We start from the raw sequence: 25,651 nt of genomic DNA, 5'->3' as shown, positions 1-25,651 counted from the left end.
GCGACCGTTAATATAGTTACTCTATAAAGTATACTGCATAGCTTGAAGCAGTCACTTTTATTTCTCCGGCATGGTAGGCATCGGGTACAAAGTTACCTGGTGCAGTATCTGCTTTCATCATTGTTTGCTCGGCGCGCATATAAGGCTGAGATGGTACATTCATTGGGCTAAGCGAAGCTGTATAAAGCCCTTTAAGTTCCACCCCGTAATCTTCACTAAACTCTTTTGCTGCATCGCGGGCATCTTTAATAGCAAGCTTTTGCGCTTTTTTATGAAGCTCGTTGTAATTACTTGCTAAAAATTGTGTGTGATTAATTTCGTTAATACCGTTGTTTACTAAGCTTTGTAATAGCTCTGGGTATTTTTTTATATCACTTAGTTTTAAGGTAAGTGTGCGCGACACTCTGAAGCCTTTGAATTCTTGCGACCCCGATGTGCGGTTATACTGGCTTTCACGATTTATTGAAATATGGCCTGCATTAATATCCCCTTCCTTTACACCCACTTCTTTAACTAGCTTAATTGCTTTAGCCATTACGGTATCTGTTCTGTTTTTAGCTGCAATTAGGTTTTTATCAATTTCACTAATACCAACACTTAGTTGAACATAGTCAGGCATTGTTGTTAAGGTTGCTTCCCCTTTAACATAAATATGAGGGGCGTTTGGTGTTGATGCCGCAAACGTATTAAAGCTAACAGCTGTTAAAGCAAATGCGCTGCCTAAAAAGAGTGTGAGTGATTTCATAGCGTTATCCATTGTATTTAATTAACTCTATTAAAGAGCCTACTTGGTTAATAAAAAATGAACAAGCACAAAAAAACAGGCAATTGCCTGTTTTTTGTTATTAGCTGTAACTTAACGTACAGCCTGAGTTACTTTAAATTACGACTACCGTAATTAAACACTGCAACGTTTGTAGTTGCGGTATTTTGGCAACCAGTAATTTTTATCTATTGCTGCCCAAAGAGCATCGTCAGAAATTTCTAATGCTACGCCCTCTTCTATCGCTTTTTTAGCAATAGCAAATGCAATGCGTTTACTTAGCGTTTCAATTTCTGTTAGCGCAGGTAGTAAACTACCTTTTCCGCTGTTTGCACGCGGTGAAGACTCAGCAAGCATTTCACTCGACACGCTAAGCATAGCATCGGTAATACGTGTCGCTTTAGCAGCAATAACGCCTAAACCAATACCAGGGAAAATATAACTATTGTTACACTGTGGAATAGGGTAAGTTTCACCATTGTATTGAACAGGATCAAACGGGCTTCCTGTTGCAACTAATGCTTTACCATCGGTCCATTTAATTACATCTTCCGGGTATGCTTCTACCTGCTTAGACGGATTACTTAATGGGAAAATTATAGGTTGTTCACACGTTGAATGCATTGCGCGTATTACTTGCTCTGTAAACAAACCTGGCTGACCCGATACACCAATCAATATATCTGGTTTTGCACAGTGCATTACATCCAGTAGCGACGCATATTCACCGCTGTAAGTCCAATCACTTAACGCATTAGTTGGCTGTGCTAAAGCTTGCTGGAAATCTCGCAAACCTTCCATTCCATTCGTTAATAAACCAAAACGGTCCACCATAAATACTTGGCTACGTGCTTGCTCTTCAGAGATACCTTCAAACACCATTTGGCTAATAATTTGCTCAGCAATACCACAACCGGCAGAGCCAGCCCCAACAAACACCACTTTTTGTTGGCTTAATGTTGAGCCTTTAACACGACAGGCGGCTAATAAAGAGCCAACCGTGACTGACGCTGTGCCTTGAATGTCGTCATTGAAGCTACAAATTTCTTCACGGTAGCGCTTAAGAAGTGGCATTGCATTAGGCTGTGCAAAATCTTCAAACTGAAGTAAAACACTTGGCCAACGGCGCTTAACCGCTTTGATGAATAGATCTAAAAACTCATCGTACTCGTCTTGCGCAATACGCTTATGGCGTGCGCCCATGTACATTGGGTCGTTTAACAGTTTTTCGTTATTGGTACCTACATCAAGCATTACAGGTAAGGTGTATGCTGGGCTAATACCCCCACATGCGGTGTAAAGCGATAATTTACCAATAGGAATACCCATGCCACCAATACCCTGATCGCCTAAGCCTAAAATACGCTCACCATCAGTTACCACTATTACTTTTACTTTACCTTTTGTCGCATTACGTAAAATATCGTCAATTTGGTAACGATCTTCATACGAAATAAACAAACCGCGTGCGCTACGATAAATATCGGAGAACTTTTCACAGGCATCGCCCACCGTTGGGGTGTAAATAATTGGCATCATTTCTTCAAGGTGATCGCGCACTAGGCGGTAATAAAGCGTTTCGTTGTTATCTTGAATTGCACGTAAATATATGTGCTTATTAAGATTGTCGGTAAAGCTTGAATATTGTTGATAACAACGCTCAACTTGCTCTTCAATTGTTTCAAAGCGTGGAGGAAGTAAACCTGCAAGGTTAAAGTTTTCGCGCTCTTTTTTACTAAATGCACTGCCCTTATTCAGTAAAGGCGTTTCAATAAGGCCAGGGCCAGAGTGATGAATATATAGGTAATTAGGATCAGTATTTGTTGTCATATTTCCAGGCTTTAATGGAGTCTTAAGTTATGATCTGTCATTATCAATGCTCAGAATTTAAATGCAATGAACATAGTACTTGTCAGACCATTGAGAATATAAACACGCACATAGGTCGTGTTTGTATTATACATAATTTAAAATTTGAAAGTGGCGTTATTATCAGATAAATCAGAGAGCGCAACGCCTTCGCGGCGCGGATCTGCTGCACCATACAGCTTATTATTTTTTACTTCTACGCCATGCAAACCCGAGTTTAGATCTAACACACGTACTTTATGACCTCGAGCAGAAAGTGCTGGTTCAAGTGATTCAAGAGCGGTGCCTTTTTCAAGACTGGTGTAGTCATTACGATTAGTCGTACGCGGCAGGTTTATTGCCTCTTGCACAGATAAGTTCCAATCTAAAACGCCAACAACGACTTGAGCAACGTAATCAATAATACGGCTGCCACCGGGAGACCCTACAACTAAACGTAAGCTGCCATCTTCATTAAACACCATAACAGGTGACATAGAACTACGCGGTCGTTTGCCTGGCTCTACACGGTTAGCAACTAATTTGCCGTTTTTACGAGGTGAAAGTGAGAAGTCAGTGAGTTGGTTATTTAAAATATATCCATTAACCATCACCGTTGAGCCAAATGCCATTTCAATTGAGCTGGTCATTGATACCGCATTACCAAAGCTATCAACAATAGATACATGAGATGTAGAAGGCAGTTCATACGAATCATCTTGTGCGTAACTTAAAAAATTAACAGGGTTGCCAGCAACCGCTTGCTGATCTTTTTCGGTTATGAGTTTTGCACGTGATTTAATGTAGTTTTTGTTTAATAATTCTTGTGTAGGTACCTGAGTAAAATCTGGGTCACCCATATATACATTCCTATCGGCAAACGCAATGCGTGACGCTTGGCTAAAGTAATGAACAGCCTGTTCGCTATTAGGTGTTAGAGCCGAAATATTTGTATGCTCTAGTAAACCTAACATTTGCAAAACAGCCACACCACCACTACTAGGTGGTGCCATAGAACACACATTGTATACGCGGTATTTTATACATACCGCGTCACGCTCTTTGCTTTTATAATGTGCTAGGTCTTGCTGCGTTAATGTGCCGGGTGCAATTTTTGATTTTTGCACTGCTTTAACTATTTGTTTAGCATTTTCGCCTTTATAAAACGCATCTATTCCTTTATGAGCGATGGCTTTGTATAAATCAGCAAGCGGCTGGTTTTTTTTAATGCTACCCGCTTCAATGAGTTTACCTTTTGGGTAAAAATATTCATGTATCACCGGCATACTAATAACACCTGGATTTAATTGACGCGCTAATAAACCATGCAATCGAGGCGATACCACAAAACCTTCTTGGGCAAGTTTAATAGCGGGTTTAAATAGCTCATCCCAAGGCAATACACCATATTGCTTATGCGCATTAGCAAAGGCATGTAACACGCCTGGCACACCTACAGAACGTCCGCCAACAACGGCTTCAATCCATTTAACCGCTTTACGATGTTTATTTAAAAATAAGTTTTCATCAGCATTTTTAGGGGCCGTTTCTCGTCCATCAAAGCTGGTTAACTTATTATTTGATTTGTTGTAGTACATCATAAATGTACCGCCACCAATACCCGATGATTGTGGCTCAACAAGCGTTAAAATAAGTTGAGTGGCGATTGCTGCATCAACGGCACTGCCGCCTTTTGCTAATATTTGCCTCCCCGCTTGTGACGCATACGGATTGGCTGCTGCCACCATATATTTATCACCTTTAACAATTTGCTTAGCATTGATTGAGGTAGTGGCTTCTGGTTCACGAACTTCTATTTTTGTGGGTTCTTTTGACAGTACCGGCAAAGACAAAACACCTAAGCCAATAGCAAATAATGAGTTAAGTTTAAAATGCATAAAAAATACTAAAAACACTTAATTACAATGGGTAATTGGCATCTTAAAGTTAAACAGGCACAATATGCAAAAATTAATACTAAAAAATACAATAAAATGCTTAATTTACCTATTCAGCCTCGTTATATTTTACCGCCCCTTTGCCTGATACTTTTTAGCACTATTTTTGCTGCATTTGATTTAAATTATTTACTTGAATTTAACCGCAACTTTGTTGAACAAGGTGAAGTATGGCGAGTGTTCACCAGCCAGTTTGTGCACGCTAATTGGGCACATTTAGGTTTAAATTGCGGGGGGATATTTCTAATTTGGCTATTGCACGGCGAATATACGACACCTACACATTATACAACTAATATATGTTTGCTTGCTCTTTGGTGTGGACTCGGTGTTTATTGGTTTTGCCCTAATATACATATTTATACAGGGCTCAGCGCCCTACTACACGGTGTAATTATTTGGGGGGCAGTGAAAGATGTCACGTTGGGGCTAAAGTCGGGTTATTTGTTGTTTATAGGTGTATGGGTAAAAATAGCGTTTGAGCAATTTAGCGGTCCAAATGCCGACATAGGTAAGTTAATAAACTCTACTGTTGCAATAGATGCACATTTAATAGGTGCTATAGGTGGCACACTGCTTGGCATACCTTTGGCAATTGCATACTTAAAAAATAACGATTAAGCTTTCCAATATTAATAAAAACGCCGCGTTAGTAAACGCGGCGTTTTTTTATACTTAAATTTAAAAATTTAAGATTAAAGCGTTTCTTTAAATAGCTTATAAATACGGCGGTATTCATCTAACCAACTTGAAGGCTGCACAAAACCATGCGGTTCAACAGGGAAGATAGCCGTTTCAAAGTTTTCTTTTTCAAGCTCAATTAAGCGCTGTACTAAACGCACTGAGTCTTGAAAAAATACGTTATCGTCTACCATTGGTGCATTTATTAATAACGGCTTATTTAACCCTTCAGCAAAGTAAATAGGTGAGCTGCGCTCGTATGCAATGGGATCCACATCTGGGTGGTTTAATATATTACCCGTATATGCTGTATTATAGTGTGCCCAATCGGTTACCGGGCGAAGCGCTGCACCTGATTGAAATAACTCTGGTGCCGTAAATAACGCCATAAAGGTCATAAAGCCACCATAAGACCCGCCATACGTGGCTACTGCCTTAGTATCCACGTTAGCATTTTCAGCCATCCATTTAACACCATCCGCTAAATCTTGTGTTTCTGGCGTGCCCATTTGGCGATAAATTGCTGCACGCCAGTCGCGTCCATACCCTTTAGATGCGCGATAATCCATATCCATTACCACGTAACCTTCATCAGCCAATAATGAATGAAACATAAACTCTCTAAAGTAAACAGACCAACCCATGTGTGAGTTTTGTAAATACCCTGCACCGTGATTAAAAATCACCGCTTTACGGGTTTTACCACTTTCGCCTTCTACGTAATCAGCTGGGTAGTATACCTTGGCGTATATTGGCTGATCTGTATGGCTTGATGGCACTGCAACTATTTTAGGTGCCGTTAATTTTTTAGCTAAAAACGCGTTAGATACCGTATTAGTTAAACGTGTTGCCGTCGCATTAGCTTTAGCATCTGTTACATATAGCTCAGCAGGCATGGTAATTTTAGAGTGTACTAGCAATAATTTACTTTCATCTGGGCTTAACGTGTAGTCGGTCATGCCATTTAAATCAGTAATTTTTTCACTTACAGCTGTTTGTGGATTTACACGAAAAATTTCGTATAAGCCTGGGTGTTCAACATTTGCTTTGTAATAAATAGCAGAATCGTCACTTGTAACTGTTGGGTTTGATACCTCAAACTGACCTTGAGTTAACGCAATGGCTTTACCGTTTAATGGTTTTTTATAAAGTTGGCTGTAACCTGACTCTTCTGAAAGGTAATAAAGAGTATTTGTGTTATTTAACCAGCCAAAATTATTAAATGCATAAGCAATCCATGCATCGTCATGTAAACGATGCTGCGACTCGAGTGTATTATTTTCAAAGTCTACGGTTGCAATCCAGCGATCTTTGTTGTCCCACGCTTCAAGCATAATAGCAACTTGCGAACCATCGTTGTTCCACACTATTGGGCTTTGACCTAATCCCCACCCAGTGATCAAATTAATAGCGCGGGATGATTTTTTTGATTCATAGGTTTTGCCTAGTCGTGCATAATTTTCTTTTTTGACACTGGCTAATACATCTTCATCAAAACCTGGCAGCGTATCAAACGCTAGCGTGTTTTGTGTTTTATCATTTAAATTTATGTATATAAGTTGTGATGTTTCTTCTGTTGCATCAGCAATACGACGACGAACTTTTTTAGGGGCTATGGTTGCGTCATCAGTCACATAATGTGGCATTATATCGGTGTCACTGCGCCAGCTAGATTGCTTTTTCACAACCACCAATAACGCATCACCGTTTGGAGAAAGTTCTACTTTATCAACTTTATTGCCTTTGCCTAAATAGTAACTTGTATCCGCTATAGAGGTATTTTGCTCGTTTATTTGTGTATTACGCGCGTGCTGATCTTTTTTATTTTTGTGTTCAAGGGCAATATATTCAATAAGTTTGTGTTGTTCTTTTGCAATGTACGAACTCGGCTCGCTAATTCCTTTTGGTTTATCAGCAAGCTTTAAGTTAGCAATTTCTTGCGTTAACCCCGTCACTAAATCGACTTTAAAAAACACATTCCCTTGACGATAAGCCAATGCGCCATCATTTAAAAACTGTGGATTGGATTCATTAACCGAGCTATGGGTTACTTGGCGAATTGTGTCAGTTTTTACATTTTTAACAAACACATTGCCTTTAAACACGTAGGCTTGCATTGCTTTATTGTTTGAAAAAACTGCGTTTCTAGCGCCCAGTGTATGTAGCTTACTCAATGCGACTTGTTCAGCTGTTTGAGACGTTAATGACTGGCTAAATAAATCATGTAAGGTGTTACCTTGTTGCTTTTGAGCATAAATAATTGTTGCTGAATCAGTACCCCAAAAAGCATTTTGAGGTTGGTTACCTATCCAATCAGGATCAGCCATTGCTTGCTTTAATGTAATTTTTTCAGAGCCAACATCGGCAGGTGTACTTACAACCGCCTCAACTTTATTTGTTGCCGAAATATTATTTTTAGATGATGTGTTTGCAGTTGCACTACAACCCGCAAGCATAACACTTGAGGCAACAGCCAATGCGACTAACGTTTTAGATGAGGAAAAATTAAAGATCATAGTGCTTCTATACCGTTATTATAATTAACGCGTATTTAAGCAGAAGCACCAAAGTTAATGCAATTTTTTAAGATAAATAGCCAATTAACAGGGTAAAGCTCTGTTTACTCATTCCTTAATTATTTAATTGCTAAATCAAGCCACACTAAACGATGATCGCTTGATGCCGTTCTATCTTTAATTAACCGATATTGCTCGCTTGATTCAACTGGCCAAAATACCCCGCCATCTTTTATTTCTAACCCATAAGTCGATGGTAATACATAATCAACACGTGCCTGCCAATTGGCAGTAAAGCGTTTTGCATAGGAAAACTCGTATTGCTGCTTAGCACCTTCACTTTGAGGTAAAAAGCGAGCATTGATTAATGGATTATTAAGTAATTGATCGGTTGTTTCTAAACGCGCTTTGTCACCTTCGGGTGCTGCATTTAAATCACCCAAAATAACAAAACGAGACTGCGTCTCTAGCCCGCCTTTTTGTCCATTATCGTCGTATAAATAGTTAGCATTTGCTACGTAGTCGGCAATTAATCTAATTTCGTCATGGTTACGTTTGCCATTTCTATCTTCTTCGCCATCAAACACCGGAGGCGTAGGATGCGACGCTAATATATGCACTGCTTTGTTATTAATAACAACCGGGACATCCCAAAACGATTTAGAACTTAACCTAAGAGCTTGCCACTCTTGAGCGCTATACCAATTTTCACCTGTTTTTGGCATTAACGGCATGTGGGCATTAGGCATATCTTTGTATTTAAAGGTTTGAAGAGTTCTAATTTTGTCAAAATCGATTGGGTACTTAGATAGTATGGCCATCCCATAATGCCCTTCAAAAAAGCCAAAGCCTTGGGCATCACCCATTACTTTACTTTTTTTACCATCGTTATCTAGGTCAAACTCTGTAGCAAGACCCGTATTAACGGGTGCTATATAAGAATAAGGGTAATCAATGGCGGTTTGATGGTTTTGGCTTACGTTTAAGTAATGTGTTTTAAAGTAATCAATACCTTGTTCTTTAGGAACAAAGTCATACTCGTTCAGTAAAATAATATCTGGGCGAACGCGCTGGATAATTTCTGCAATATTTTTAATCTGTTGTGTGTTTGAGGTAAGAGCTTTGACTAAGGCATCACTTTTAATAAGCTCGCCTTTGGCAGTGTAATTTGTAGCATCCATACTGACATTGAATGTGGCAACACGAATAGACTCTGTCGCATGAATATTGACACTCAAAAACGTGGCGACTAACGCGCCATAAATTAGTTTAGATTTCATTTAAACACTCACCTTGAAATAATTAGTTTTATTATTTCATAATGTAGTGCGTTTTTGTTTTTTTACAGACAAAAAATGCCGAGTAAACTCAGCATTTTTTAATTAAGGTGCAATTTAATTTTGGCTCGAGGTATTTCACCTACAGTTCTGAGTAAATGCGGCATAAAGCGTCTTGCTTATTTAACTGAGAAAAGGCTCATCCGTCTTGCTCAAGGCCCCTAGCCTAAAATTAGTTTTTCTGCCGTTTTTAAAATACCCGGGTAATCGTGCTCTGGTAAATAATCAGTTAATTGACTTAACTTGTCTGACAGGTCATTCATATTGTGAGCCGATACATTAATATGACCCATTTTACGACCTGGCTTCGCCGCTTTACCGTACCAATGGCTTGTTACGTCAGGTAATGTAAGTACCTCAGCAGGGATGCTTGCTTGTCCAAGCACATTGATCATAGCCGTAATATGTTTTAGCTCAGTATTTCCAAGTGGTAAACCTGCAACGGCACGCATATGATTTTCAAATTGCGAACAATGACAACCTTGCTGAGTCCAATGACCTGAATTATGGACTCGTGGTGCAATTTCATTAACTAATAGTGTGCCCATTACATCAAAAAACTCTATGGCCAATACACCCACATAGTTAAGTTCGTTAGCAATTTTAGTAAATGCGTCGTTTGCTTGTGCTTCTACCTGTTTATTATTTTTACCAGCAACAGAAAGCGTTAGCACACCGTTGGTATGCTCGTTTTCTGTTAACGGATAAATAGCAACATTACCGTGTTTATCTCGCGCACCAATAATAGAGACTTCTCGATCAAACGGGATCATTTTTTCTGCAATAATTGTGTGCGGCGCATCCTGTGACCCTGATGCTATAAAATCAGCCATTTCTGACCAAATTTGTTCTATTTGATCATCTGATTTTAATCGCCATTGCCCTTTACCGTCGTAGCCTGCTTGGCAGGTTTTTATTACAAGTGGCTTACCTAGGTTTTTAGCAGCAAGTTCTAAATGTGCTTTTTCAGTAATTAGCTGATAGGGCGCACATTCAACCCCTGTTTTATTAAGTAACGCTTTTTCTAGTGCTCTATCACCACCTGTTTTAATTGCGGCTTTACCCGGATAAAACTTGTTGCTATTACAGCATAGCGTTAAAACATCATCAGGAATGTGCTCAAATTCAGCCGTGATTGCATCAGCTGATTCAATAGCTTGTTCAAGCGTTGTTGTATACACTTCGCCCGTTAGCGGGTGAACAATTTTTTGGCTGCCAACATCGTAAGCAACTACATTCAAATTAAGTGGTGCGCCTGCAAGGCTCATCATACGTGCAAGTTGTCCTGCACCTAAAATTAAAATATTCATCGTTACTCAGCAGGATTTGGGTTAGCTAATATTGTGTCGGTTTGATTTTTACGAAATGCTTCGATTTTTTCAAAAATTTCAGGGTTATAGCACCCTAAAATTTGCGCAGCTAACAAACCTGCGTTTGCAGCGCCAGGCTCACCAATGGCCAAAGTCCCTACTGCAACGCCTTTAGGCATTTGACAAATCGAAAGTAGCGAGTCAACGCCATTAAGCGCTTTAGACTTTACTGGCACGCCTAAAACAGGAACCGATGTAAAAGCAGCCGCCATACCCGGTAGATGAGCAGCGCCACCTGCGCCTGCAATAATAACCTTGATGCCGCGTTCTGCAGCTGAGCTTGCATAATCAGCAAGTAATTGAGGAGTGCGATGTGCAGATACAACTTTGGTTTCGTACTTAATACCAAACTGCTCTAGCATAAGCGCAGCGTGTTCCATGGTTGGCCAATCTGATTTAGAACCCATAATAATGCCAACAGTCATAAATACTCCTCAGTAATGTATTTTAAAATAGCGGACTTATGTCCGGTTTTAGGCGGGTATTATACCCAAACACGTTTAATTTGCGAGGTTCGAATGATATTAAATGAAGATTAACGGCTAATTTTTTATAAATAATAAACATAAAACAAAAACAAAAAAAGCCATGTTATACATGGCTTTTTAAATTCTGTAATTACAAAGTAACTAGGCTTCTTTACTTGCTAGGTACTCTGAGTAATTACCTCTAAAGTCGATTATCTTACCGTCTTTAATTTCCCATATGCGGGTAGCAACAGAAGATACAAATTGGCGGTCATGCGATACAAACAACAACGTGCCTTCGTAAGCTTCAAGGGCTAAGTTAAGCGCTTCAATCGATTCCATATCCATGTGGTTGGTTGGCTCATCCATTAATAATATGTTTGGTTTATGCATCATGATTTTGCCAAACAACATACGGCCTTGCTCACCACCAGATATTACTTTTACTGACTTTTTAATGTCGTTTTGCGAAAACAACATTCGACCTAAAAAGCTACGAACAACTTGCTCATCGTCGCCTTCTTGCTGCCATTGCTCCATCCACTCAAACAAGTTCATGTCTTTTTCAAATTCGTCGGCATGATCTTGTGCGTAGTAGCCAATGTTAGCGTTTTCAGACCACTTAAATTCACCCGCTTTTGGCGCAAGCTTTCCTGCCAACGTATTAAGTAGCGTTGTTTTACCCACGCCGTTTTCACCAATTATGGCAATGCGCTCGCCTACTTCTACTAAACCTTCTAGGCCTGTGAATAACGTATTGTCTTCAAAACCTTGGCTAAGGCTTGTCATTTCTAGTGCGTTACGAAACAGTTGTTTTTCTTGGTCAAAACGAATAAATGGTGTTTGACGAGACGAGGCTTTTACTTCGTCTAGCTGAATTTTGTCAATACGCTTAGCACGCGATGTAGCTTGCTTAGCTTTAGAGGCATTAGCCGAGAAACGTGATACAAATTGTTGTAGCTCTGCAATTTGGCTTTTCTTTTTAGCATTTTCGCTTAATAAACGTTCGCGTGCCTGCGTTGCTGCAAACATGTACTCGTCGTAGTTGCCTGGATAAATACGAAGCTCGCCGTAATCTATGTCAGCCATGTGCGTACACACAGAGTTTAAAAAGTGGCGGTCATGCGAGATGATGATCATAGTACAATCGCGCTGGTTCAATACATCTTCTAACCACTTGATCGTGTAAATATCCAAGTTATTGGTGGGCTCATCAAGTAGCATTATATCTGGGTCAGAAAACAACACCTGAGCAAGTAGTACTCGCAATTTAAAACCAGGCGCAATTTCAGACATAGGACCATAGTGCTGCTCAGTAGCAATACCAACACCTAATAAAAGCTCACCGGCTTTAGATTCGGCAGAGTAACCGTCCATTTCAGCAAATTCTGTTTCAAGGTCGGCTACTTTCATACCATCTTCTTCACTCATTTCTGGTAAAGAATAAATACGATCCCGCTCTTGTTTAATATCCCATAACTCTTTGTGACCCATTATTACTGTATCGATTACAGAGTATTCTTCGTAAGCAAACTGGTCTTGGTTTAGTTTAGCAACGCGCTCATTTGGATCTGTGCTTACATTACCTGAAGATGGTTCAAGCTCACCGCTTAAAATTTTCATAAACGTTGACTTACCACAACCATTTGCACCGATTAAACCGTAGCGGTTTCCATCGCCAAATTTTGCTGAGATATTTTCAAATAATGGTTTAGCACCAAATTGCATGGTGATATTAGCTGTACTAATAATAGCGCTACCCTCCAAAGGAGTTTGTGATGTATTTAATTTGCGCGCAGTTTATATCAAAAAGGGCATTTTTTCTATCAAAAATCGAACTTACCAAGCACTGAAACTTTATTATTAAGGGTATGCATTTCTTATTTTATTTTTATATTTAACTTATGATTTGAAGTGAATTTAAAACCCAATAAAACTTGATTACGCAGATTTTAGAATACTCAGCAAGGTGATGCTATTCCACTGAAAAACAACAAGATTAGAGCTTTTACACTAAAAATTAATTTATAGCTAACGTGAAAAAACATCATAATAATTAATTATTTTTAAGGTTGTAAATTTGCAGACTGCTTATGTATTTACTATAAAAACACACTTTAATAACAACTTAAAAACACAATTAACCCTCCGTGAATGTCTACATAATATATGAATAATTTCGATGATGTTTTTTCACTTTTTACCAATAAAGGTGTTTGTTAGTGTGCCTTGCACTTACCATTTTACCGACGTACACAAGGCAGTACACAATGAAATTGAAATTAACATCAATGCTGATAGCAACAATTATTAGCCCTTCGGTATTCTCTGAAGTAAACGTATACAAGGACGAGCGTAATTCAATGAGCGTGGGTGGTTTTATTGACGTAAGGATTATAAATACACAAAATCAAACAGAAATTGTTAACGGTACATCGCGTATAAACTTTAAATTTGATCGCGAACTTAAGCAAGGCTGGACAGCATTAGGGCGTGTAGAATGGGGTGTAAACCCTGTAGGTAGCAGCGATATTGTTTACAACAACCGCTTTGAATCAATTCAAGATGAGTTTTTATATAATCGCTTAGGTTATGCCGGCATTTCGCACGAAAAATATGGCCAAATTACTATTGGTAAGCAATGGGGGGCATGGTACGACGTTGTTTATGGCACCAACAACAGCTTTGTATGGGATGGTAATGCTGCTGGTGTTTATACCTACAACAAAGACGATGGCGCAGTAAACGGCACCGGCCGTGGCGATAAACTTATTCAATATCGTAACAGCTACAACGATTTAAGTTTGACACTGCAAGCACAGCTTAAAAACAGCGAATTTTACACCTGTGATGTAAGCGATATAACTGAATATGAATGCGAGACATTGTGGAACACTGGCGATAGCGCTGCACAGGAAGTTGAGTTTAACTACACCTTTGGTGCCTCGGTTACTTACACCCCTACAGACATGTTAACGCTTACAGCCGGTGTAAACCGAGGTGAGTTTGATTTAACTTACGGCGATAGCTCTACACAAAATGTTGAAGATTTAATATACGGTGCAGGTATTATGTGGGGCAGCGTAGATCAAAAAGGTCTTTATGTTGCCGCTAATATTAATAAAAACAAAAATCACGATACCGATAACCTTGGTCGCTTAATTAAAGACGCAATGGGTGTAGAAACATTTGCATCGTACCGCTTTGATAACGATTTTCGCCCTATTATCGCCTACAACGTATTTGATGCAGGTGATGGTTACGTAATTCAACCTAACTTTAATGCCGACCCGAACGATGTATTTAAACGCCAATTTGCTGTTATTGGCCTTCATTATTTATTTGACGAAGACACAATTGCGTATGTAGAGGCCCGTAAAGATTTTAGTGACTTTGAAAGCAACAATAAAGATCAGCAAGCCCAAATGGAACAGTCGGAAGATGACGGAATCGCATTTGGATTTAGATACCAATTATAAAATTATAATTTGCCCTTTCATGCCCTACTAAGCTAGGGCGTTTTACTTGTGACACCACCTACTCTTTGACAATAATCATATTTTTTAAACTCTTAGTTAAGATTAACCTTTAACCAATATAGTATGATGTGTTCTTTAATAATATTAAAAAGGAATAGCCTTAATCAAAAGAGCTATTTCGTCAATTACTTACTACTTTAAGTTGAGCGACATGCTAAGGTGTTTTATTTAAAAACCTTTGATATCCGCCTAGCGCATCAGCAACACTCAATAGTGGATTGTCGCTATGTTCGGCATTGGGGTTAATAATAGATTCCCACAGTAAGTTGTTATTATGGTTGGTTTTAAATGTCTGCTCTAAATTATTATATGCCTCTAACATTAACGGGTGCTCATCCCCACCTACCGACAAAAACAAATAGGTTGGCTGCTTAAACGCCTCCTTCTTTGATTTTAAAAACGTATCAACCTTACTTACTACTGTCATATCGTCGTACCAAGCTGCAGGGCTAAACGCAAAATAGCCATTAAATAATTCGTTTTTTGTATGAAATACATACAACACAAAACTTCCACCAGCAGAAAACCCACTTAGCACACGGTTATTGTTTAGCTTAAATTTACTCGATAAATAAGGCAGAAGCTCTACTTCAATAAACTGTAAAAACTTATCAGCCTCACCATTAGGCTGCGTTCCATCATCTAATCTAGCTTCAGTATTAACCTCTTGGCGTGCGTAAGGCGGCACTAGGTCGCGATTACGAGAAGATACAAAAAATAAGTTTGGAATAGCCACTAATATTGCTTGCTTACCACCTTGCTTTTTAGCAAGCATAGTTAAAGACTCATCCCATTTATCTAGATTAAAATTACCATCTGTTTTAATAATTAACGAATACGTTTTATTAGCATCGTAATTACTCGGTAACCTAATAAAAATTTTACGCGTTTCATTTAATACTTTCGAATCGATTGTTACATCTGTATAGGCCGAAACATAATGGTTATAATAACGGCTGCCTAAAATAATTAAGCTCAATGCAATCACAGCAAATACTAAGTTTACTAAGTAATTTTTATTTATGTGTATAGCCATATTTTTCTCTATGTATTCAAATGTATTAAAAATGACAAAACCAAACGCTGCTTTTACTTTCGCTAAGTTGAAACCCTAGCCCATTTAGCAAATTACACGAGGCTATATTACGACTGTCTACCTCGGCATAAATAGTTTTTAACTTAAAAATCATCACTAATTCAGGTATTAACGCTACAAGCGCCTCTTTCATGTAACCCTTACCCCAAAAATCCGGCGCCAGCTCAAAGCCTAAAAAAGCACAGCTTACTTGTTCATTAATTTTATATAGGCCACAACTACCAATCACTTTGTTTAGAGTATTATGCGTAATCGCTAAACGTATAACTTCCCCTTCATAGTAGCCGCTAATATCATCTTGTATTAATTGCTTTACATCACTTTTAGATAGCGGGGTTAAATAGTCATTAAATTTACTAACCAACGGGTTGTTTAAAATGGCATGTAAACTAGTTACATCTTTATGAGATATTAAACGCAGCGATATACGAGGCGTATTTATTTTTTCAAACATGATTTAAATACAGGGCAAATAGCACTTTATGAACCTGCATTATTAACTTACCATAGTGCATTAACAAGCATTATATAACGAGCACACAAGTATGAGTGACGAATTTAAAGTAATACAACCTACCACAACTGTGTATTGTCCTAAGCGCGGCGAGGGCTGGACCCTAACCGGCATTACTAATATAAATGAGTTTACCTCAGTCATGTTTGATGGCACACGTTACACTTTACCCGCACGTGAAATAGTGGAAGAGCTACTCCCTAACCAGCTAGCTCGAGAACAAAATAACTAACGCCCCATCAATAAAAAAAGCTGCAGTTATGCAGCCTTTTTTATAATTTACGCCAATTTAAAATGTATCGTCTTCACTGTATACATTTACTTTTAGCTCATCGTCGTCTTCAAATACAACAAACGAAATAGGCTTACAGCATACTTGGCAGTCTTCTATGTATTGCTCATCAATATCTGCAGCATCTAGTAATACCTCTATAACTTCACCGCAATACGGGCAGCTAATTGATTCCTCAGTTAATTGGTTCATCTAACACCAGGTAAATTACATCATCAATGAATTAACCTTAATCAACACGGTTAAACTTTTCAACTGCGTTTTTAGTGGCATACATAGTATTAAAATATAAATTAGACACTTTTGACCAAAACCAAATTTGTTATCTAAAAATATGAAATACCTTTTGTACTTGATAGGTCTAATTAAACGTATAGTTAAATTAATTCTAAAGGTGGATATTTTTATGAAAAAAACACTCTCATTAACGTTAGCGTCTACCCTCGTTTTATTTAGCACACTCTCTTACGCAGAAGAGACAAAAAAAGCAGTGCTTGCAGGAGGTTGCTTTTGGTGTATGGAATCAGACTTTGAGAAACTTGAAGGCGTAACCGACGTAATATCTGGCTTTACGGGGGGTAAAATTAAAAACCCTACATATAACGGTAATCATAAAGGACACTATGAAGCGGTTGAAATCACCTATAAACCTAGCATTGTAAGCTATCAAGAAATACTCAATCATTATTGGGTTAATATTGACCCTTTTGATCCGAAAGGCCAATTTTGCGACAAAGGCCCCAGTTATCGCAGTGCTATATTTGTTGCTAATGATGAAGAACGTAAATTAGCAGAGCAATCCAAACAACGTGTTATTAAAGAGTTTCCTAATCAAACCGTTGTTACGCCAATTTTAAATACAACGGTGTTCTACCCTATCAAAGGAAAAGAAAGTTACCATCAAGATTACTACAAAAATAACCCTATCCGTTATAACACTTATCGCTGGCGATGCGGACGAGACAGTCGCCTAGAAGATATTTGGGGCGACAGAGTTACGCATTAAAATAAAAGGCTGCATTTAATGCAGCTTTTTAACGCTTAAAAAGGCATTAAACGATGCTATTATTAATTTTTTATTAATACTGTTTATTTTATTGTCCAGTTTATTAATAATTAACTCTACAATAAACTTAACTCCTAGATTGTTAAACCTGTATTAAATAACTGGAGTTACATCGTATGAAAACCAAACAATTACAATTAGCCCGTGCTCTAGATTTACCAACACGCCAAGAAATGTTAAACCATGATCACTCGGTACAACAGTTTTGGGCAAGCAACGACGAACTAATTTCAGACGCTTGGAAAGAATGGGAAGCAAGCGAAGTTGACGCTTCTACCTTTACGCTAGACGATTCGTTACTCGATAAAAATTTACGCGAAGCCGTACAACAAGCATGGGAAAATCCATCTAAAGAGCATTTAGTAAAAGCGCTTTTAGAGGAAGTGGCACCTGATGTGTTTCAGTTTCAATTTTTTGATCCTGAGCGCCTAACCGTTTTACGTGGCTACCTTGAACAAGTATGGAACTCTAATATTCCTATGCGCCCACCTTACGGTATTGTATTAAACCGCAGCGGCGTTATGCTCGATAAACGATCAGAGGGCTATTTAGCAGCGCCAAGTTTTCAAGCATTTTATAACGAAATGCTAAACACTTATATGCGCCCTATTTCGCGTTTATTATTTCCTGAAATTACAGGTTACGACACGCAAACATTTGGTTTTTCTATTTACTATGACCCAAGTACAGATGCGTCTATTCGCCCACATACTGATGCATCAGCGGTAACGTTAAATATTAATTTAAATTTACCGGGTGAGGAGTTTACCGGTTCTGAGCTTGATTTTTACGACCAAGTTACAGGTAAAGTAACTCAACTTAGTTTTACGCCAGGTTTCGCGATGATCCACAGAGGAAGTGTGGCACATGCTGCTAAACCCATAACCAGTGGCGATAGAACCAACTTTGTACTGTGGTTGTTTGGCGACAGCGGGCGTTTACCAGCTCAAGGCGCACAACGCCCAGTAATAGAGGCTACAAAGCGCTGGACTACGCCAGTAACAACACCCGATGGCTACGCACCATTTTAAATACCCCGGTATAAAACTGATATCAATCAGCCCATCAAAGCTAATTAAAGCTAATTAAAGCTAATTAATAATTAGTTTAATGGGCTTTTTACTTGTTGCTTTACACGTTAATAACTATCTTTTAAACATTAATAGTTAATTTATTACAGTAGAAATGACGTTAAACAGCATTTTAATAGCCGCATTGTTATTATCACCCATCGTTAATGCATCAATCACTGAGCAAACGCTCGTAGTAGGTTTTGGTGAAAAACTTCCCCCTTTCGTATTCCCTGATTCAAATAGTGGTCTAACAGTAGATATTATTACAGCGGCTTTAACACCTTTAGGCTACACAATTGAGTCTCGATATTATCCTTACACTCGGCGTGTAAAAGAGTATAAAAAAGGAAATATCGATGTAGTAGCAGATATTAATTTAAATACTGCAAACGGAAACAGCCTAAAAGGTTATTTATCATATGCGTCTTATACATACGAAAATCTAGCTTTTGCTTTAAGTAAAAACAACTTTAAATTGAGTGAAATAGCCGATTTGAAAAATTATAGTCTATTGTCATGGCCAAGTGCTGCCATTCACTTAGGAGATGAGTATGCAAATATGGCTAAAGCTAATCCATTGTATAACGAAATACACGATCAATCGCTTCAAGTTAAATTTTTGTACTTAGACAAGGTAGATGTTATACAAATGGATAAACAAAGCTTTGACTACTTTCGCGCAAATATAAAAGATATTGATACAACACAAAAAATTGATAGGTTCCCTTTATTCGGAAAAAGCCCTAATGGATATTTATTTAAGTCTAAAAAAGTACGCAATGACTTTAATTTACAACTGCAAAAACTCAAAGAATCCGGCAAGTACAAGCAAATTTTTGATGGATACTTAAAATAATTAATTTAAAAACAAATAGGCTGCCTATATAAGCAGCCTATTTGTTTATATCGTTTTCATGGATACGTTTAAAACTTATAGGATGCAGAAAACTTAACGTTTCTTGGTGTACCAGGTTGTACCCATGCATCGGCAAACGAGTTTGTGTAATACGTTTCATCAAACAGGTTATTTACCTCAGCCGTAATACCAATGGCGTCTGTTACATCGTAATTTACAAAAGCACGGGCTGTTGTGTAGCTTGGTAGTTCAAAGTCGGTACCAAAAAAGCCGTTACGCTTGCCCACATGTAATAAACCACCACCAAACTTAATGGCTTTACCGTAAAGCGCTGTTGATTGCACTAACTGTAAGCTAAGCTGTTGCACTGGCACATTTAATAGTGATGCGCCCGCTTCTACTGTGTAACCAAAATTCGCTGTGATAAAAACCCACCTCAAACAACATTAGATGTGAGTGTAAAGTCGGATACAAAACGGTTTGGTTTCACTGCTTATTTGTAAGGTTAACTGACCAAAGACAAACCAACCGAAGTCCCCAGCAAGAACAATTAGTAGAAGTAATTTTACATGACGTGACCGAACGCGCAGAGCGCGAGTTTCAAACCCAATTTGAAGCCGATCACGATCCACTCACTGATCTATTTAATCGCCGTGCAGGCGAAAAGCGCCTAAAAAAAGCACTACGTGAATGCGCTAAACATGGTCAACATCTTGTGCTTATTATGATTGATTTAGACAAATTTAAACCCATTAATGACACCTATGGTCACGAAGCCGGTGATAAAGTGTTGATAGAGATAGCAAACCGCTTTAAAAAACGATTCAATAACAATACTGACATATGTATCCGCCTAGGCGGTGACGAATTCATTGTTGCGCAGCAAATTAATAATTACGATAAAAGCGCAACACAAAACCAAGCCATAGCCCTGCTCGATGAGCTACAGCAGGACATTAGTATTTCTCAAACTAAAAAATGCGCAGTCGGTGCAAGCATAGGTATTGCAGTAGCCCCTAACGATGGCAATGAACTACTTGTATTGATGTTCAACGCTGACAAAATGCTCTACCACGTAAAAGAAAAAGGCCGCGGAAATGTTGCATTTTATGACGAGTTAAAAAAATAAGATGCTCTTAAGTATATTGAACAATTAAGTTTTCAATTGCTAAAATGCCAACCTATTTTCCTATCAAGATATACAATGGCAAACTTCAATACTCATCTTAATACTGCTGTTATCATCACCGGCTTAAGTTCAGCCGCTCTTTTATCGGCAGGCCACATTGATTTAAACAGCGCACTTTGGTTATGGTTTTTAGGCTCTATTGGCGGCCTATTACCAGACATAGATTCTGATAACTCCTCATCACTCGATACTATTTTTAACTTATTTGCTCTTTGTGCTGTATTAATAGTAATGCATTACATAACCACCGAGCTAATCATCCAAATTAGTTTTGTCGAGTTAGTTGTAGTGCCGTTATTAGTGTACGGATTTATGAAATATATTATCAGGCCCATTTTTGAGTGGATCACAGTACACAGAGGTAGCTGCCACTCTTTATTATTTATACTGTTATGCGCCTTGTTAACAACACAACTAACCTGGCAGCTGAATGACCAAACAACCATATATTCAGCCACCTTTGCCTGGTTACAGGTGGCTTTATTGTACTCGGCGGGTTAATACATTTATTACTCGATGAAATTTACAGTGTCGATTTAAGTAATGTAGAAATTAAACGCTCTTTCGGAACCGCTTTAAAAATAGCTAATTTCGATAATAAATTAATTACGTTGGCGTCTGTTATTGCCATTGCAGGTTTAATCTATGCAGCCCCACCTACAATGCAAACTATCACTTTGTTAAGTGATTGGTCTCGTTTTAAGCTTATATCTTAGTCAGTTTAATCTTGGGCTCCTTTAGTGCCTTGGTAACTCAAACTGACTACAACATTGCTAAAATGCTTGCCACTCTTTGGTACAAAATATTTTTATAATTTTAAACGAAATAATTAAATAGTTTCACCTGTCTTATACCTGCAAGTTCGAAAGTTTTGCATCACTTAAAGCGTCAAACATAAAATTATAAGAGGTCCATAATGGAATTTACGAATAAACGCACCCCACTAATTGCAGCATCTTTATTATTGGCATTAGCGATAACACAGGCTATTTTTACAGCGCTTTACAGTGGCGGAATTAGCTTTTCAAGACAGTATGCATGGGGTTTAGAAGCGGTGCTTTTCACTGTACTTGTTGCCTTTGTAAGTGCTGCTATGGTGCAAGCAAAAAACGCTCAATTAGGCTGGTCGGCAATCACATTTAGCGCAGTTCTTAACATAATACAAGTAAGTATTGGCCTAACTTTATTTTCAACATTTGGCAAAGTTGCAGGTGCAGTAGAAGGCGCACAACCTTTAATTGGTGGTGTAGTGTCTTTATCATTCATGATTTACTACGCAGCTAAATTATTATTAGGCTTAGCAGCACTTGTATTTGGCCTCTCTTTTGCTGCCAAAGGCGGCAAAGCCATTGGTAGCCTTACAGCCCTTGCTGGCGGTGTTGCAATGCTTGCCAATGCTATATTAATTATATTTGGCCGTGATGGATTTCTGCCATCAGGCGTTGCCGGTGCTTCGGGCATGATTGCAACATTACTTTTAGCAATTTGTTTATTGAGTCTTAACCGTAAAGCAGATTAAGGCTCAATATCACACGAGTGATAATCTGTTTATAAAGGATCTATCAACATCGGCGAATATACTCTATCCGCCGATTTTTTTACGTTTAAAGCATTCGCCGTACATATTCCAACTAACAAGTTCAAACGCTATTTACGTAATCATAAAATATAAAACCGACCCCATTTTTATTTAATTTGTTTGTAAAATAAGAGCTTCAATCTATTAAATATAAAGAGCGAGTGAACAAAGCAGCCCTTCCACAGGCTTCAAATGGGTAACAATACTTATTCATTATGACTTAGCCTTTTATACCCACCTTGTTAATATGTTAGAGTATTTTAAAAAGACTAAGTTTGATGATTTAGCTTACCCTACTACACTAATAAATTAATAATAAAGAGAAAAAATGACAAAATCTAACACCGGTGTTGTTGTATTAAGTGCTGTAAGAACAGCAATTGGTAGTTTTGGCGGAACCCTAAAAAACTTTTCCCCTGCAGAGCTTGGTACCCTTTGCGCTACAGAAGCAATCAAAAGAGCAAATATTCCTTTAAACCAAATAGGTTCAACCGTTATTGGTAAGGTAATACATAATGGCCCAAAAGATGCCTACCTATCACGGGTTATAGGCATAGATGCCGGGCTGCCTATAAACAGCCATGCAGTTACACTAAATCGCTTATGTGGTTCAGGCCTTGAAGCCATAATACAAGCAGCGCAACAAATTCAATTAGGTGATGTAGATGCAGCCCTTGCTGGTGGAACAGAAAGTATGAGCACATCAGCTTATACACTTCAAAGTAACCGCTGGGGGCAAAAAATGGGCAATAGCGTAATGCTTGACGAGCTCACAACAACATTACAAGATCCGTGGGATAACAACCCTATGGGGATAACCGCAGAGAACGTTGCAGAAAAATATGCAATTAGCCGCAAACAACAAGATGATTACGCAGCGCAAAGTCACCTTAAAGCAGCCAGAGCAATTGAACAAGGTCACTTTAAGTCGCAAATAGTGCCAATAGAAATTACATCACGTAAGGGCACGCACCTTTTTGATACCGACGAACATGTTCGTGCCGATACTACAGCCGAAAAACTTGCCACTTTAAAGCCCTACTTTAAAAAAGATGGCTCCGTTACCGCAGCAAGCTCATCAGGTATAAACGATGGCGCAGCCATACTTGTACTTATGTCTGAACAAAAAGCCCAAGAACAAGGGCTTCAACCTATTGGACGACTCATTGACTATGCTCGTGCTGGTGTTGAACCCTCATTAATGGGAACCGGACCTATTCCTGCTGTGCAGCAAGTATTTGAAAAAACCGGCCTAACAATCAAAGATATGGATATAATTGAATCTAATGAGGCTTTTGCAGCCCAAGCCTTATGCGTAGCAAATGAGTTAAACTTTCCTGCACACAAGGTGAACCCAAATGGCGGCGCCATTGCCTTAGGCCACCCGGTTGGCGCAACAGGCGCTATATTAACTACAAAATGCCTTCACGAGCTGAAGCGTATAAATGGTCAGTACGGTTTAGTCACAATGTGTATTGGCGACGGGCAAGGAATAGCAGCCATTTTTGAAGCGCTTTAATTTTAGGCCTCATTAGGTTTAACTATAAAAGTTTATTCACAAAGAGAGTTTAGAAGCGCTTTGCTTATAGAGGAGGTAAAAACGTATGGGCTATATTTTGCGTATACCACCTATTGCATATCTGTTTGTGAAAACCGCTTTTAACCTTTTTTTACAAAGAAAATAAGCGCTGTTTCAACATATAAGTTAGCTATAAAACATGAGCCAATCTCATCTACAAAACATGTTTTAAAGTTAACTTTCTAACCCCAAAAAAAATACCGCCAAATGAGACTATAAATAAAATCGGTAAAAACAGTAATGCATTGGTGTTGTCTATATTTATAGCTGGGCATCCAATAACTGCCAGCGTATTAATTAGTAGCAATATTAAACTTGATTGCAGATAGCCTTTGTAGCCTATCCCCCCTGCAAACAACAGCATAATAAATGAACCTGATATTGCAGGCGTAAAAGGTGCGGCGGCGAGTAACATGCAAACAACCGAAAATATAACAGCACATCCAATTATTACTTTAAACATAACAACCTCCATGGTGAATGGCTTTTAATACAAGAAGTTTTAACTTTTAAATTGATAACTTTTAGACCTGCTAAGTGACCTAGGGCTGTAATTTCCTAAAATATAGATAAGTCACCTAGATAAAAAGCCTATAATTTAACAACATAACAGTGACTAAAGACCCTAAAAACAGCAAAACTAGCGTTCTTTCAGGTATTGCGTGAATCACAATAGATGGCATTTTTTTTAATACCGATAAAGGCGGCAAAAACAGCATAGAGTAACGCTCAAAACGCTTAAATTTATTAATTAACTTGAATATAAAAAGTTTAATCACTGACGTGTAAACCAACACAAAGGTAGAAGCCCCTAAAAACTCAACCATCGCCATCATTTCAAGCCCTAACATAATTTCTGGGCCTGCAATAAAAAACACAATGACTAAAGCTAACGACTGCCAAACTCCTTTGGCAATAATGTTTTTTAACTTAACAAGCATGTATTTCCTTATTATTTCTTTTTATATCAATCTGTTATTGATATTTAAACTCAGTTTTTAACAACCCAAAGCATTTAAGATCGTGAAATTGGTTTTTCCAATAACCGCTATGGCGCCTTATACCCTCTTCTTTAAAGCCTACTTTTAATAATACAGCTTCAGACGCGGCATTACCCAAAACAGTATCGGCTTGTATTCTGTGTATGTTACACGCCAATTTACCTGCAAAAGCTGCTTTTACAATACAATTTACAGCGTCTGTTACATACCCTTTACCCCAATAATCCGGGTGCAGGTCATAGCCAATAACAGCACTTTGCATTTTGGCGTTCCATGAATTAAATCCACACGTACCAATTAGTTTATTAGATTTTTTTAACCGAATAGCCCAGCGAATTCCTTTATTTTCATTAAAACGAGAATTAAATAACGTAATTAAATTGCTAGCTTGGGTTAAGTCAGTCATTGCTTCTAAATCGTAATATTTTATAACCGACTGGTTTGAAAAAAGCTCAAACAGAGCCATAGAGTCTGCTGCGGTTACTTGGTCAAGCAAAATGCGGGGGGTCTCTAATATTGGAAAATCCATTTCATTCCTATTCAGTATCCATTATTTTACGTTTGCTAATACAAACCTTAACTTAAATTCGTAATATGCCAAAATGATTACAAACCCGGCCTCGAGTACTATAAACATAATGCCAATTAAACTGGCTGTTTGTACATAATATAAAACTATAGCAATGCATATAAAGGCCCATACAACGTTACCTATTGCTAATACAGTGATTGTGTAAACAGGCTTAGCAACTAAAAAAGCAAGGTTTAAAGCGTTAATTCCATAAATAACATTGGCACTTGCAAGTAAAACAACAATATTTACAGGTAGATTATACAAAACCGAAACCCACTCTAATAAAGCAAATAACAATACACCCACGCTAAAACCTGCCGCGCCATCCACGTGTAATATGTTTATAGCTGAAT

At 38.3% G+C, this 25,651-nt stretch carries 24 protein-coding genes and 2 pseudogenes; 10 read left to right on the top strand and 16 right to left on the bottom strand.

Annotation, left to right across the window (positions count from 1 at the left end; genetic code table 11):
* Positions 1–16: 16 nt before the first annotated feature.
* The 3 genes from CWB62_RS10540 to ggt all read right to left on the bottom strand — a co-directional run bounded on the left by CWB62_RS10540 (position 17) and on the right by ggt (position 4,509).
* Entirely contained in the window at positions 17–745 is a 729-nt protein-coding gene (locus tag CWB62_RS10540; protein WP_138527650.1) for an SIMPL domain-containing protein, read from the bottom strand.
* 153 nt (positions 746–898) lie between these two features.
* A complete protein-coding gene (locus tag CWB62_RS10535; RefSeq protein ID WP_138527648.1) occupies positions 899–2,593 on the bottom strand; it encodes an NAD-dependent malic enzyme in 1,695 nt (564 codons plus the stop codon).
* 137 nt (positions 2,594–2,730) lie between these two features.
* Complete coding sequence (ggt, locus tag CWB62_RS10530; RefSeq protein ID WP_138527646.1) at positions 2,731–4,509, bottom strand: gamma-glutamyltransferase; 1,779 nt, start codon at positions 4,507–4,509, stop codon at positions 2,731–2,733.
* Positions 4,510–4,605: 96 nt separating this feature from the next.
* Here ggt and rrtA point away from each other — a divergent pair, with 96 nt between their 5' ends.
* Complete coding sequence (rrtA, locus tag CWB62_RS10525) at positions 4,606–5,190, top strand: rhombosortase (protein ID WP_138527732.1); 585 nt, start codon at positions 4,606–4,608, stop codon at positions 5,188–5,190.
* A gap of 74 nt (positions 5,191–5,264) precedes the next feature.
* Here rrtA and CWB62_RS10520 read toward each other — a convergent pair whose 3' ends face one another.
* From CWB62_RS10520 to CWB62_RS10500, 5 genes are all read right to left on the bottom strand, one after another.
* Positions 5,265–7,766: a S9 family peptidase gene (locus CWB62_RS10520; RefSeq protein WP_138527644.1), complete on the bottom strand. Its 2,502-nt coding sequence runs from the start codon at positions 7,764–7,766 to the stop codon at positions 5,265–5,267.
* A gap of 119 nt (positions 7,767–7,885) precedes the next feature.
* Positions 7,886–9,046 carry an endonuclease/exonuclease/phosphatase family protein gene (locus CWB62_RS10515; protein ID WP_138527641.1) on the bottom strand — a complete coding sequence of 387 codons (1,161 nt, stop codon included), beginning with the start codon at positions 9,044–9,046 and terminating at the stop codon, positions 7,886–7,888.
* Positions 9,047–9,264: 218 nt separating this feature from the next.
* A complete protein-coding gene (locus tag CWB62_RS10510; protein ID WP_058404022.1) occupies positions 9,265–10,413 on the bottom strand; it encodes a 5-(carboxyamino)imidazole ribonucleotide synthase in 1,149 nt (382 codons plus the stop codon).
* 2 nt (positions 10,414–10,415) lie between these two features.
* Positions 10,416–10,898, bottom strand: coding sequence for a 5-(carboxyamino)imidazole ribonucleotide mutase (gene purE, locus CWB62_RS10505; protein WP_058404023.1), 483 nt, complete (start codon positions 10,896–10,898; stop codon positions 10,416–10,418).
* Positions 10,899–11,102: 204 nt separating this feature from the next.
* Positions 11,103–12,692 (bottom strand): ABC-F family ATPase, encoded by a 1,590-nt coding sequence (locus CWB62_RS10500; protein ID WP_082653593.1) that lies wholly within the window; start codon positions 12,690–12,692, stop codon positions 11,103–11,105.
* Positions 12,693–13,210: 518 nt separating this feature from the next.
* On the opposite strand from CWB62_RS10500, the gene CWB62_RS10495 reads away from it, so the two are divergent.
* Positions 13,211–14,419: a porin gene (locus CWB62_RS10495; RefSeq protein WP_138527639.1), complete on the top strand. Its 1,209-nt coding sequence runs from the start codon at positions 13,211–13,213 to the stop codon at positions 14,417–14,419.
* 214 nt (positions 14,420–14,633) lie between these two features.
* Here CWB62_RS10495 and CWB62_RS10490 read toward each other — a convergent pair whose 3' ends face one another.
* Positions 14,634–15,515 (bottom strand): alpha/beta hydrolase, encoded by an 882-nt coding sequence (locus tag CWB62_RS10490; protein WP_138527637.1) that lies wholly within the window; start codon positions 15,513–15,515, stop codon positions 14,634–14,636.
* A 25-nt stretch (positions 15,516–15,540) separates the two neighbouring features.
* Positions 15,541–16,029 carry a GNAT family N-acetyltransferase gene (locus CWB62_RS10485; protein ID WP_138527635.1) on the bottom strand — a complete coding sequence of 163 codons (489 nt, stop codon included), beginning with the start codon at positions 16,027–16,029 and terminating at the stop codon, positions 15,541–15,543.
* A 91-nt stretch (positions 16,030–16,120) separates the two neighbouring features.
* Here CWB62_RS10485 and CWB62_RS10480 point away from each other — a divergent pair, with 91 nt between their 5' ends.
* Positions 16,121–16,321, top strand: a complete 201-nt coding sequence (locus CWB62_RS10480; RefSeq protein WP_138527633.1) for a hypothetical protein — start codon at positions 16,121–16,123, stop codon at positions 16,319–16,321.
* Between the two features lie 57 nt (positions 16,322–16,378).
* Here CWB62_RS10480 and CWB62_RS10475 read toward each other — a convergent pair whose 3' ends face one another.
* Positions 16,379–16,573 carry a CPXCG motif-containing cysteine-rich protein gene (locus CWB62_RS10475; RefSeq protein ID WP_138527631.1) on the bottom strand — a complete coding sequence of 65 codons (195 nt, stop codon included), beginning with the start codon at positions 16,571–16,573 and terminating at the stop codon, positions 16,379–16,381.
* Positions 16,574–16,787: 214 nt separating this feature from the next.
* On the opposite strand from CWB62_RS10475, the gene msrA reads away from it, so the two are divergent.
* The 3 genes from msrA to CWB62_RS10460 all read left to right on the top strand — a co-directional run bounded on the left by msrA (position 16,788) and on the right by CWB62_RS10460 (position 19,376).
* Complete coding sequence (gene msrA / locus CWB62_RS10470) at positions 16,788–17,387, top strand: peptide-methionine (S)-S-oxide reductase MsrA (RefSeq protein ID WP_138527629.1); 600 nt, start codon at positions 16,788–16,790, stop codon at positions 17,385–17,387.
* 176 nt (positions 17,388–17,563) lie between these two features.
* Positions 17,564–18,478: a 2OG-Fe(II) oxygenase family protein gene (locus tag CWB62_RS10465; RefSeq protein ID WP_138527627.1), complete on the top strand. Its 915-nt coding sequence runs from the start codon at positions 17,564–17,566 to the stop codon at positions 18,476–18,478.
* A 154-nt stretch (positions 18,479–18,632) separates the two neighbouring features.
* A complete protein-coding gene (locus tag CWB62_RS10460) occupies positions 18,633–19,376 on the top strand; it encodes a substrate-binding periplasmic protein (RefSeq protein WP_138527625.1) in 744 nt (247 codons plus the stop codon).
* Positions 19,377–19,444: 68 nt separating this feature from the next.
* Here the strand turns inward: CWB62_RS10460 and CWB62_RS10455 are convergent.
* Positions 19,445–19,804: pseudogene (locus tag CWB62_RS10455) on the bottom strand (TonB-dependent siderophore receptor); the annotation flags it as partial.
* A gap of 146 nt (positions 19,805–19,950) precedes the next feature.
* On the opposite strand from CWB62_RS10455, the gene CWB62_RS10450 reads away from it, so the two are divergent.
* The 4 genes and pseudogenes from CWB62_RS10450 to bktB all read left to right on the top strand — a co-directional run bounded on the left by CWB62_RS10450 (position 19,951) and on the right by bktB (position 23,663).
* Positions 19,951–20,505: a GGDEF domain-containing protein gene (locus CWB62_RS10450; RefSeq protein ID WP_249310650.1), complete on the top strand. Its 555-nt coding sequence runs from the start codon at positions 19,951–19,953 to the stop codon at positions 20,503–20,505.
* A gap of 75 nt (positions 20,506–20,580) precedes the next feature.
* Positions 20,581–21,281, top strand: a pseudogene (locus tag CWB62_RS10445) (metal-dependent hydrolase).
* A 200-nt stretch (positions 21,282–21,481) separates the two neighbouring features.
* Positions 21,482–22,084 carry a thiamine biosynthesis protein ThiC gene (locus tag CWB62_RS10440; protein WP_138527623.1) on the top strand — a complete coding sequence of 201 codons (603 nt, stop codon included), beginning with the start codon at positions 21,482–21,484 and terminating at the stop codon, positions 22,082–22,084.
* 388 nt (positions 22,085–22,472) lie between these two features.
* On the top strand, positions 22,473–23,663 hold the full coding sequence (gene bktB / locus CWB62_RS10435; RefSeq protein ID WP_138527621.1) for a beta-ketothiolase BktB: 1,191 nt from the start codon (positions 22,473–22,475) through the stop codon (positions 23,661–23,663).
* A 214-nt stretch (positions 23,664–23,877) separates the two neighbouring features.
* On the opposite strand, the gene CWB62_RS10430 is transcribed toward bktB, so the two are convergent.
* The 4 genes from CWB62_RS10430 to CWB62_RS10415 form a co-directional block, all read right to left on the bottom strand.
* Positions 23,878–24,186 (bottom strand): DUF6419 family natural product biosynthesis protein, encoded by a 309-nt coding sequence (locus CWB62_RS10430; protein ID WP_138527619.1) that lies wholly within the window; start codon positions 24,184–24,186, stop codon positions 23,878–23,880.
* 115 nt (positions 24,187–24,301) lie between these two features.
* Entirely contained in the window at positions 24,302–24,664 is a 363-nt protein-coding gene (locus CWB62_RS10425; protein ID WP_138527616.1) for a hypothetical protein, read from the bottom strand.
* 34 nt (positions 24,665–24,698) lie between these two features.
* Positions 24,699–25,253: a GNAT family N-acetyltransferase gene (locus CWB62_RS10420; RefSeq protein ID WP_138527614.1), complete on the bottom strand. Its 555-nt coding sequence runs from the start codon at positions 25,251–25,253 to the stop codon at positions 24,699–24,701.
* Positions 25,254–25,274: 21 nt separating this feature from the next.
* Positions 25,275–25,628 carry a hypothetical protein gene (locus tag CWB62_RS10415; protein ID WP_249310647.1) on the bottom strand — a complete coding sequence of 118 codons (354 nt, stop codon included), beginning with the start codon at positions 25,626–25,628 and terminating at the stop codon, positions 25,275–25,277.
* Positions 25,629–25,651: the final 23 nt, after the last annotated feature.

Origin of the sequence: Pseudoalteromonas sp. S408 (assembly GCF_005886645.1) — a bacterium.
Classification (GTDB): Bacteria; Pseudomonadota; Gammaproteobacteria; order Enterobacterales; family Alteromonadaceae; genus Pseudoalteromonas.
This window is presented reverse-complemented; position numbering and strand designations above follow the sequence as displayed.